At 68.1% G+C, this 11,121-nt stretch carries 5 protein-coding genes and 1 pseudogene; 1 reads left to right on the forward strand and 5 read right to left on the reverse strand.

Going from position 1 to position 11,121, the window contains the following annotated elements; genetic code table 11:
* The first annotated feature begins 12 nt into the window (after nt 1-12).
* Nucleotides 13-3,366 carry a WD40/YVTN/BNR-like repeat-containing protein gene (locus tag ACIRA7_RS04180; protein WP_396219560.1) on the forward strand — a complete coding sequence of 1,118 codons (3,354 nt, stop codon included), beginning with the start codon at nt 13-15 and terminating at the stop codon, nt 3,364-3,366.
* Nucleotides 3,367-3,501: 135 nt separating this feature from the next.
* Here ACIRA7_RS04180 and ACIRA7_RS04185 read toward each other — a convergent pair whose 3' ends face one another.
* The 5 genes and pseudogenes from ACIRA7_RS04185 to ACIRA7_RS04205 form a co-directional block, all read right to left on the reverse strand.
* Nucleotides 3,502-5,940: a dockerin type I domain-containing protein gene (locus ACIRA7_RS04185; RefSeq protein WP_396219561.1), complete on the reverse strand. Its 2,439-nt coding sequence runs from the start codon at nt 5,938-5,940 to the stop codon at nt 3,502-3,504.
* 50 nt (nt 5,941-5,990) lie between these two features.
* Nucleotides 5,991-6,383: an IPT/TIG domain-containing protein gene (locus ACIRA7_RS04190; protein WP_396219562.1), complete on the reverse strand. Its 393-nt coding sequence runs from the start codon at nt 6,381-6,383 to the stop codon at nt 5,991-5,993.
* On the reverse strand, nt 6,380-6,850 hold the full coding sequence (locus ACIRA7_RS04195; RefSeq protein ID WP_396219563.1) for a hypothetical protein: 471 nt from the start codon (nt 6,848-6,850) through the stop codon (nt 6,380-6,382). The genes ACIRA7_RS04190 and ACIRA7_RS04195 overlap by 4 nt, the downstream gene beginning before the upstream one ends.
* A 44-nt stretch (nt 6,851-6,894) precedes the next feature.
* Nucleotides 6,895-8,883, reverse strand: coding sequence for an Ig-like domain-containing protein (locus tag ACIRA7_RS04200; protein ID WP_396219564.1), 1,989 nt, complete (start codon nt 8,881-8,883; stop codon nt 6,895-6,897).
* 182 nt (nt 8,884-9,065) lie between these two features.
* Nucleotides 9,066-11,121 (reverse strand): annotated as a pseudogene (locus ACIRA7_RS04205) (hypothetical protein); the annotation flags it as partial.

Raw genomic sequence — 11,121 nt, forward strand, 5'->3', positions numbered from 1 at the left:
GGAGCTTTCGTCGTGTCCACGATCCCTCGATCGTTTCAGCTGGCGTTGCGGCTCGCGCCCACCGGCCTGCCGGTCACCCTGTCGATCGGCCTCGTGCTTGGCGCGTCGGCGCTGCAGGCGCAAGCACGTGGCGCGCAGCCGGCGGCTCCGGTGCGCTACGCCGCGGGCCCCGGCCAGCCGGACAACTCCCCGGAGGCGCAGGCGCTGCGTTCGCTGCGGTGGCGCTCGATCGGCCCCATCAATCAGGCCGGTCGCATTTCGGTAGTGGCCGGCGTGGCCGGTGATCCGCTCACGTACTTCGTGGGTGGAGCGAACGGTGGCATCGTGCGCACGCAGAATGGCGGCGTGACGTTCGAGCCGGTGTTCGACAAGCAGACGTCGATTTCGATCGGCGCGATTGCGGTGGCGCCAAGCGATCCGAATGTGGTGTATGTCGGCACCGGCGAAGGGAACCCGCGCAACAACGCGTCGGTGGGCGACGGCCTGTACAAGTCGGTGGATGGCGGTGACCACTGGACGCACATCGGCCTTGCCAAGACCGACAAGATCGCGCGCCTCATCGTGGACGGAAAGAACGCCGACATCGTGTACGCGTGCGGCATCGGCCGCGAGTGGGGACCGAGTGAAGAGCGTGGTGTCTTCAAGACGACCGACGGCGGCAAGAACTGGAAAAAGGTGCTGTACGTCGATCCGCAGACCGCGTGCTCGGACATTTCGGCCGACCCCAACAACTCCAACATCATCTACGCCGGCATGTATACGTACCGGCGCTGGGCGTGGCACCTGGAAAGCGGCGGTGGCAACACGGCGGTGTGGAAGTCGGTGAATGGCGGCGAAACCTGGGAGCGGTTGTCGGGGAAGGATCGCGAACTGGGGCTGCCGAAGACGGCGATGGATCGCATCGGCATCGCGGTCAGCCCGAGTGAGCCGGACATCGTGTACGTGCTCACGGAAACGAAGGATGAAGGGGAGCTCTGGCGCAGCGATGATGGCGGCAAGCGGTGGCGCATGATCAACCGCGACCCGAACATCAACTTCCGCCCGTTCTACTACGCCGACATTCGAGTGGACCCGAAGAACAGCAACCGGGTCTTCACGCTGTCGGGAGCGCTCTACTTCTCGGAAGATGGCGGGAAGAATTTCACGACCATCGCGCGCGACATTCACGGCGATCATCAGGCATTGTGGATCGATCCGGTCGATCCGCGGCGCATTCTCTCCGGCTCGGATGGTGGTTGGCAGATCAGCAACGATGGCGGCAAGAACTTCGAGATCGTGAACACGTTTCCGTTCACGCAGTTCTACCACATCCACTACGATCTGCAGAGCCCCTACTGGGTGTGTGGTGGACTGCAGGACAACGGCACGTGGTGTGGCCCGTCCAACTCGCTCAATCCGCAGGGCATCCTGCGCCGCGACTGGTACACGGTGTCGGGGGGCGACGGGTTCTTCGGTGTGCCCGATCTCGAGCGTCCGTGGATCATCTACTCCGACGCGCAGGGCGGCATGATCTACGTGACCGATCGTCGCAGCGGCTCGCAGAAGATGATCTATCCGTATCCCAACCGCGTGGGCTCGGTGGGCGATGCGATGGCGGGCCACAAGTATCGCTTCAATTGGAATTCGCCGATCGAACTGTCGCCGCAGGATCCGGGCACGGTGTACTTCGGCGGCAACGTGCTGTTCAAGAGCAGCAACCGTGGCCAGTCGTGGACCGTCATCTCTCCCGATCTCACCACCAACAATCCGGCCAAGCAGGTCTCCAGTGGTGGCCCGATCGTGGTGGACAACACCGCGGCCGAGTTTCACTGCACCATTCTCAGCATCGCGCCGTCGGCGCTCGATCCCAACATCATCTGGGTGAGCACCGACGATGGCAACGTGCAGGTCACGCGTGATGGCGGCAAAACGTGGAGCAACGTCTTCACCAATCCGCCGGGGCTTAAGCCGGCCGCGTGGCTGCCCACCATCGAAGCGTCGCGCTTCGACGCGGGCACGGCCTACGTGGTGGCCGATCATCATCAGGACGATGACTACGCCCCGTACGCGTTCATGACCACCGACTTCGGCAAGACGTGGACGAGCGTGCGCGGTGATCTTCCGGACAACGCGGGATGGGCGCATGTCATTCGCGAGGACCCGAAGAATCGCAACCTGCTCTACATCGGCACCGAGATGGGCGCGTGGGCGTCGTGGGACAGGGGCAAGCACTGGGTCTCGATCCTGAATCAGCTGCCCATCGTTCAGGTGCGTGACATCAAGATCCATCCGCGCGAGAACGATCTCATCCTCGCCACGCACGGCCGCGGCGTGTACATCCTCGACGACATCTCGGCGTTGCAGCAGCTCGGTTCGACCATCACCGCCGAGGCGGCGCTGTTCGATGTGCGGCCGGCGACGGAGTGGGTGACGTGGACCAAGGACGGCAACTTCGGCCAGAAAAAGTGGGCCGGCGAGAATCCACCGGCCGGTGCGATCCTGTCGTACTACCTCAAGTCGCAGCCCGTTGGCCAGGTGGACATTCTCATCACCGACAAGGACGGCAAGCCGGTGCGCCGTCTGGCACGTGTGCCCGACGAAGCGGGCGTGAATCGCACCACGTGGGATCTGCGCGGCGAAACGCCGGCTGGCGGTGGCGGCGGACGCGGTGGGGCGGCGGCGGCGCCGCAGGACACCACGCTCGCGGGACTGCGCGTGCGCCGTCGCCTGGCGGCGCTCTCGGCGGGTGGCGGCGATGTAGGCGAAGGCTTTGGCGGTCCCGCCGTGCCGACCGTGCTGCCCGGCACCTACACGGTCACCCTGGTGGCCGACGGAAAGCGCTACAGCAAGACGGTCGAAGTCCGCGCCGATCCGCGCTCGGAGATGACGTCCGCGCAGCTCGTGGCGCAGGCTGAAGCCACGCAGCGCATTCAGGCGGTCGGGGCCGGGGTCAATCGCACGATTGCCGCCGGCGATGACATCACCCGCCAACTGACGGCATTGCAGGATCAGCTGCGTCGCGCGCCCCGTGCGCCGGGTGACAGCAGCGGCGCGGCGACGCGTGTCGTGCTCGGCGAAATCGATGTCACCCTCAAGGAGCTCAAGCAGTTCCGCGACTCCGTGCTCGCCCGCCCGCTCCCCGGGCTGGGCTATCGCCAGTATCCGCGGCTGCGCGAAGAAGTGCAGTCGGTGCAGCAGATGATCGCGCGCCCGTTCGGGCCGCCCACGGAGGGCGAATCGCTGCGGTCGGGTGAGCTGCGCGTCGAGTCGACCGAGGCCCAGGCACGGCTGGATGGCATCATTCGCGATCGGGTCGGCAAGATCAATCAGCTCCTCGCGGGGACGCCACACGTGATCACGCTGCCACCGCGCGTGTTCGTGCCGTAGGGCGCGCGAACCGAATGCCGCACAAATCGTGATTGCGCGATGCACGGGCGCCAACCATGCTGCGTGCACTGAGGGTAGCCAGAGGGTAGCCAGAGGGTGCGAGGCAGGGTCATCTGCCCCGCACCCTTTGTGACACTAGCGGCGCGTGCCCACGCAGCTGCCCGCGACGACATCACCCACCGCGAACCTCACGACAAGCAACGCGTCACGCACCTCGAGTTTGCCGTTGCAGTCCGCATCACCAGCGGGGAACAGCGACACCGCGGACGATACCTGCACACCGATCAGGCCTTGCTGGATGACCAGTGCGTCGGCGGCGTCCACGCGGTTATCGCCGTTGACATCGCCGCGCAGCACCGTCGCGGCGGTGGTGAAGTCGAAGGCCCAGATGCCGCGTCCGTAGGTGGCCGCCACCAAGCGGTTGGTGCGCGCATTGTACACCAGGTCCGTAATGCGGATGGAGGGTAGTCCTTCGTTCCGCGTCCAGGTGGCCCCGCGGTCTCGGCTCTCGTACACGCCGAGCATGTTGCCCACGAACAGCCGTCCACCGGGTCCCCACGCGGCGGCCTGTGTCGTGACGTCGGGGAGCGTGCCGTTGATGTCCGTCCACGTGGCGCCGCCGTCATCCGAGCGAAACGCGTGCGAGGTGCCTGAGCTGCCGAATGTGACCACGATACGATTGGCATCGGTGGGGTCGATCGCAAAATCAGTGATCGAGCGCGAGGGCAGCGTGGTGGTGGGCGACAACCACGTGACGCCGAAGTCGCGGGAATAGCGTAGGTTGCCGTCGTTGGTGCCCACGAAGATCACATTCGTATCGCTGGGCGCGACCGCGATCGCGGCGATGGTGCCGGATCCGCGCGTGAGGTCGTTGGAGATCGCCGTCCACGCGGTTCCCTCATTGCTGGTGCGATACATGCGGGCGCCACCGAAGTACAAGCGCGTCGATCGCTGCGGGTCCATCACGAAGGGCGCGATGAAGGCCCGCCGTTCAGCGGCATCGATGCCGCTGACGATGCCGCTGGATGTGCCTGTGCTCAGTCGGTGTCTGCGCAGGGCGCCGAGCTGGCTGGAGACGTACACGATGTCGGGGTTGTCCGGATTGGTGGCCGTAAACGCGCCGTCACCACCGTTCACGCCGTTCCATTGCAGCATCCCGTTGCGCGCAATGATCGTTCCGTTGTCCTGCAAGCCCGTGAGTACGCCCGTGGGGTCGGTGGGGTGTACCGACAATCCCGGATAATGCAGCGACGTGGCCAGTCCCGCATTCAATGACTCGAACGAATCGCCGCCGTCGCGCGACAGAAAGGCGCCGCCATCGTTGCCCGTCAAGATGCGGCGTGAATCGTTCGGGTCCACCAGCACGACGTGCCAGTCGCAGTGGATATTGGGCGCCATTTCGGTAAACGATTGCCCACCGTTGCGCGATCGGTACGCCCGTACGCCGCCGGTGTAGATCACATTGGCGTTGGCCTGATCGACGGCGATCATGAGGTTGTACTCGCTCTGGCCGCCGAAGTTGTTGCGGTTGGCGACGGCTGGCGCATCAGTCAAGCCGCCGGCGCTGAGCGTGGTGCGCGTGCCAGTGGCGTCGTCATACCGAAACAGCCCACCGAAGTTGCGGTCCGGGCGACCGGCCACCATCCACACGCTGCCGGGCTGTGCTCTGGATACGGCGATCTCGATGCGCACCACCGAGTCGGCGGTGAAATTGGTGACCGTGCTCCACGTGGCGCCACGATCGCTGCTGCGCCAGAGACCCGGTGGCGTTGGGCTTCCGGACACGCCGACGCGCGCCGCGTACATGACGTTCGGATCGGTGGGGTGCTGCACGATGTCGCTGAACGTGAGTGCCGGCGTGACCACCGTCCACGATTGCCCGGAGTTGGTGGAGCGCATGATGCCGCGCAGCGTGGCGGCCAGGATCGTGGTGGCGTTGGCGGTACCCGCGCTCGCCCGGTCGATCACGAAGCCGTACACTGCCCACGCCTGCGTGGGCGAGGTCGTGAACACGTTCTGTCCGAGCGTCGTCCAACTGGCGCCGCCGTCGGTGCTGCGCAGCACGCCACAGCCTTGGGTCGTTTCGCTCGGCTCACCAGTGGCGGCATACACGATCTCCGGATTCACGGGGTCCACCGCGACCGCGCCGATGACCAGTGAACACTGATTGTCCGTGAGCGGCATCCAGCTGGCCCCTTCGTTCGTGCTCTTCCACAAGCCGCCGGCCGCCGTGCCCACGTAGAGCACATTGCGGTCGGTCGGGTGAAACGCCACCGTGGGAACGCGCCCCGCATCGAGCTGCGGCAGTGACCCGAAGAAGCCGTTGTCGCCGTACATGCCGCGAGGTCCGATGCTGGTCCAGCGACCAGGCGTGGGCACGGGCACGCCATCGCGCAGCATGGCGCTGCTGGCACTCGGCTGCGCGGCCAGCCACACGCCATATGACATGCCCGTGCGCGCCTCGAGCGAGCCCGGCGCGGCATCCCACAAGCTGATCAGCGCCTGCCGGCGGATCTCGGGGTCACCCTCGCGAACGATTTCCTTTTGCCGTTGCGCCACGGCCAGCTGTGGCATGATGACGGCACAGAGTGCCGCGAACCCCAAACGATTTCGAAAACGATGTCTCATCGGACATTCCCGCTCAGAGTAAACGGCAGGGCATTCGAGGTCCCACGCGTGGTGGTGACCGACACGGAGTACATCCCACTGGCCAGCGGTACCACGGGCGCTGCGCCGCGATCCTGCATCTGCTCATCGTCGCGCGGAACGGTGAAGCGCAGCGACGTGGGTGAGGTGCGCGGCACCTGGCGCAGGAGCACGCGACCGAAGTGGACGGTGTTGAGCGAATCGAAGCCGCGACCGGCGATGGTGACGTCGATCATGGCGCCTCGGGACACGTCAGCCGTGGCGGGGGTCAGCCGTTCAATCACCGGCGCCGCGGAGCCGCGCTGATGGCAGGCGGCGAATACCGGCAGCAGCGTAAGGAGCCACGCCGTGCGTGGACGACGCGCCGTCATGGCGTCCCATCCGTGACGTCAGCGCGGACGTCGAGGTCTTCGAGCAGCGACTGCCCACTCACACCGTGCGCTTCCTGCACCGACAGCTGCCACGACGCGCGGGCGGCGGGTGCGGTGCGCACGAACGTGAGCGTGATGAGATCGCCGGTGTGGGTGCCCGCGGCCCACGCGGCCGCCACGCGCACGGATCCGTTGTGCGCCTTGCAGGCCAGCAGCGGCTCACCTTGTGCGGCCACGCAGCCGGTAAAGCTCCAGTCGGGGCTGTTGGCCACTTCCGCGGTGACGCTGCCGAGCGCACGCAACGGACCGGTGCCGAGCGTGAGGGTGAGGTGCACCGTATCGCCGTGTGTGCTGCGCGCGTGTACGGCGAGGGTACTGCGCACGACGGGCTGCGGCGTATCGAGCAGGGCGTTCCGGCAGGCGGTCGTGCCGAGTACGGCCAGCAGGGCGAGCAGTGGGGTCTTCATGCGTACCATTGAGTTGCCCGGGAAGAATGTGGCGTGTGGTGCACTCATCGCACGATCACCACAGGATTGAACACACTGACGGCACTCGTGATGTCCGTGAGGTCACCGGCCAGCAACTGATTGAGGGTGAACACCACCTGGTTCCCGACGCCACGTTGGTTGACGAGGCAGGAGAGGCGAACGAGGGCGACCGGCCCCGACACCGGCGTGGCCGACACCCACGTGACGCGCACATTCTCCTGCGCATCGACGATTTGTGACGCGACACCGGCGCGGAGTGGCGTGATCGCCGTCACCCTGAACGGCGAGAACGGGAAGGCGGCGGCCCCCGGCCACGCCACCTCGAGGTCGGCGGCGGACAGCGTGCGCCCGTCGCGCGGCACCACCTCGACCACGATGGAGAACGTGTCCGTGGTGATGCGATAGCTGGGCAACGTCGCGCGAAGAATGGGTCCCGTGGCGTTACGCGGCACGAACACCAGAATCGAGTCGGCCACCGTCGGTGTGCGGCTGCCTTGTGCGACCACGAAGGTGCGGCCGGGCAGCGCGCCGGTGACGCGCCCGTCGAAGGTGACCGTGGCGCGCGACGGATCGCGCGCGAACCAGCGAACACCGCCGGTTCCCATCAGTGCTCCACTGGCGTTGCGAGCCGCGATGAACGGCTGGAACGAGGCGGTGGTACCCGTCAACTCGAGGACGCGACCAACGGTGTCACTCGCTGAGAGCGTCGTGCGGATGCTGGACGGCTGCGCCGCGGTGTCGGGAGGGGTGACGGCAATCGTGCGCGACGAGACGCTGGTTAGTCCAACGCCGCTGAACTCCAGCACGCGCGTGCTTCCGGCATCCAGAATGGTCAACGTGGAGAAGGTGGCCCGACCGTCGGTATCGGTGCTCGCCGTGCTGTTGGTGAGCGAACCGCCACCTCGCAGGGACGCGCGGAGCACCACCCCCTCGTCGGCCGACGTGTTCCCCACACTATCGAGCATGCGCACGATCGGAGCTGGTGAGAGCGGTACGCCAGTCTCTCCCGTAGGCGGGGCATCACGCTCGATGGCCAGTCGCGTGGGGACGCCACCCACGAGGGTGAGTGTGGCCGTGGCGGCCGTGGCAATCGAGTCGGCGACGAACGTGAGCGTGCGTGCGCCCGCCACGCCGGCGACGGTGAGCGCACTGAACACCGCCCGCCCCGAGGCATTGGTGAGCGCGGTCGTGTTGGCCGTGGCGGTGACGCCGAAGCCACCCGTCGCCGCGACCACCACTCGGCGCCCGGCCACCGCGGCGTCATTCCCTTCGGCATCGCGCAGCTGCACCTGCATCGCGTTGGCGCTGGGTACGCCGCTCCGCAGCCGGGGCGGCGTACCCACGAAGGTTACCGCCGCGGCGGGACCAGCCGATAACGTCACGACGCCCGAGAAGACCGGCGTCAGTCCGATCGCGCTGAACAGCAACGTCCGCCCGCCCACCAGGCCCGCGATCGTCAGGTTGGTGAATCGCGCCTGCCCCTGGGCGGCGGTGACACTGGTCGTGCCCGTCAATGTCCCGCTGCCAACGAGCGCGACGGTGACCGTGGTGCTGGCGGTCGTGACCACGTTGTCGGCGTTGTCGCGAATCTCGACGACGGGCTGCGTGGTGAGCCGGATGCCCGAGGCCGCGCCATTCGGCGCCGTGCTGAGGAACAGCTTGGCGGGCGCGCCCGGGGTGACGGTGAGGCTGTAACTGCCCACGGTGCCGCTGGACGTGGCGGAGATGGTGGTGGTGCCCGCCTGTGCTACGGTCACGAGACCGCTGGCCGTCACGGTGGCGACGGCGGTGTTGGACGACGCCCACACAAAGACCGCGTTGCGGGCCAGCTTGCCGCGATTATCGGTGTAGGTGGCGCTGAGCTGCGCGCTGGCGCCGGACGCGAGGGTACTGACTCCGCCGGCGGCGGTGATGGCCACGACCGGGGGCACATCAGGCGCGGCGGGGTCGCCACCGCAGGCCGCGACGAGGGCGATCGCGGCGAGGATGGCGCGGTGACGAATGGAAGGCATCAGAGGCATTGGAAGGAAGGGCGAGCGGACCGACGAGAAAATGCAGCCGGGGCCGCCATCCTGTGAGCCCTCTGGCCACCGAAGGTGCAGCGCGGCGCGATGCGCTGATTGTGGCGCGCGCCTCATGGACGAGTCGCACGGGCGCATCGATGACGCGCTCGATCGCGAAGCCGCGCGCCGGCTTACCGCGTCACCCCATCCAGCCGCCACAGATACACGTCTCCACGGTAATCCTCCACCAGGCAGGTGCCGACCGGCGCCCGGGCGGCCACCACGGCTGACGGGACCTTGCACCGTTCGGGCAGGGTGAGGGCGACCGGGGCGCGACCGGTAACGGGCGCGCGGGGGTCCAGTCGGCGCAGCACGGGCATCCGCAGTGCGGTGTCGAAGTCGCCGTAGTACACGAACCCGTCGTCGCGCCATGACAGCGACGTACCGATGGCCGGCCCGGGGATGCGCTCGAGCACGGTGAAGGCCCAGCGGTCGAGGGGGGTGACGCCGAACAGCGTTTCGCGCGGTCCGTGCAGCTCGACCGCCATGCGCGAGCCGTCGGGGCTCAGTGTCGTGGCCATGATGAGAAACGAATCGGGGGCCGCGACGCGGCGCACCGGGCGGCCGCGCCCCTCCGCTACCAACAGCGCCCGCAGGTCGGCCGCCACCCCCGCTACGCCATCGGTGCCGAACGGGAACAGCCCGGGGCGCCAGCGGCCGTCGGCGCCGATCGGCAGCGCGGTCACCGTCGGCTGGCCTTCGACGTTCACGTCGAGCGTACGCATCGTGTCGCCCACGTACCGTTGAAAAATCACACGGCGCCCATCGGGCGACACGAGTGAATAAATCGACACGCCGGCGCCGTTCCCGGTGGTCAGCGCCTCTTCCACGGGCTCCGGCGTGTCGGTGGCCACGCGGAACAGGTTGTCGCCGTTGCCGTTGCCGCTCAGGTAGTAGATCGCGCGCCCGTCGGGGGCGATGGTCGGGTAGCTGTACCACGAGGTGCCGCTGGTCACCTGCCGCGAGGTGGCCCGCTCGCCGGGGCGCACCGGGAAAGTGTGCAGGTCACCGGTGGCGTTGCCGGTGACGATGGCCAGCAGACCGCTGGTGCGCGCCACGTCGAAGCTGCCGCGAAATACCGTTTGCCCGCGCGGCGCGATCGGCACCGGCGCGCCGGCGAAGTGTCCTTTCCCGTCGACCGCCACCCGCAGGAAGTCGTCATCGCGACCGGCGGCCGGCTGAAAGAACAGCAGCCCGTCGCCGGCCGGCGTCCAGCGGAGGTGCTGGCGCGTCACGGTGGCGAGCGAATCGGCTCGGCCGGTGGCGCGATCGACCAGGTACAGTCGCCCGCGCGAGTCGGTGGTGGCGATGTGGCCACCGTCGGGAGACCAGGCGATCGCGGTGAGCACCCGCGAGGGCATCGGCACGCTGTCGGTGATCTGGCCGGTGGCCAGCGCGATCACGAGCGCGTGCGAGGCACTCTCGAACTCGACGGTGCCCGGAAGCACCAGCACCGTATCGCCGCGGGCATGCACGTCCACGAAGCCCATGGGCCCCACGCGCCGTGGGGTCCCCCCCAGCCGCGGGAGCACGTAGGTGCCCGGCGAGACGGAATCGAGCTCGGCCGACAACACGAGCGCGGTGCCGGTGTGCGTCCACCGCAGATTCTGCATCTCGCGTACCCCGCGAAGCACGGTCACTGGCGAGGTGGAGCCGGTGTCCTGCACCAGCACGCGGTCCACGCAGGGGACGGCATCGACGCCGATCGCGAACTCGCTCTGATGGCCGTCGTGGCTGGGCTGGGCGCAGCGCCGCTCCACGTACGCCAGCACCTCGCCGTCGGGGGAGAGCGCGGGGAGCCCGGCCGTGCCGGTGAAGGTGGCCTGCACCCGCGTGAGCGTTGCCATGTCGGCCGCTGTGCTGCCCGCGCGCGAGGCGCCCCAGAGCCCCCACCCGGCGGTCACGCCGAGCACGGCCGCCAGAGTGCCGGCCACGGCCGCCGCCGGCCAGCGCGAGCGCGGCACCGTGGTACCGGTGGCCGTGGCGGTGCCACGCGGGCCCGCCGCACCGAGCGCCTCGGCGGTGGTGAGCGCCGCGAGGAAGGCCGCCACCGACGCAAAGCGGTCGGCCGGCAGCTTGGCCAGCGCGCGCCGCACCGCGGCGTCCACCGCCGGCGTCACGGCCTTCCGCACCAGGGTCAGCGGCTCCGGCTCGGCGCTGATCACCTTGGCGACGACCGCCTGCATG

Origin of the sequence: Gemmatimonas sp. (assembly GCF_044376735.1) — a bacterium.
Taxonomy (GTDB): Bacteria; Gemmatimonadota; Gemmatimonadetes; order Gemmatimonadales; family Gemmatimonadaceae; genus Gemmatimonas.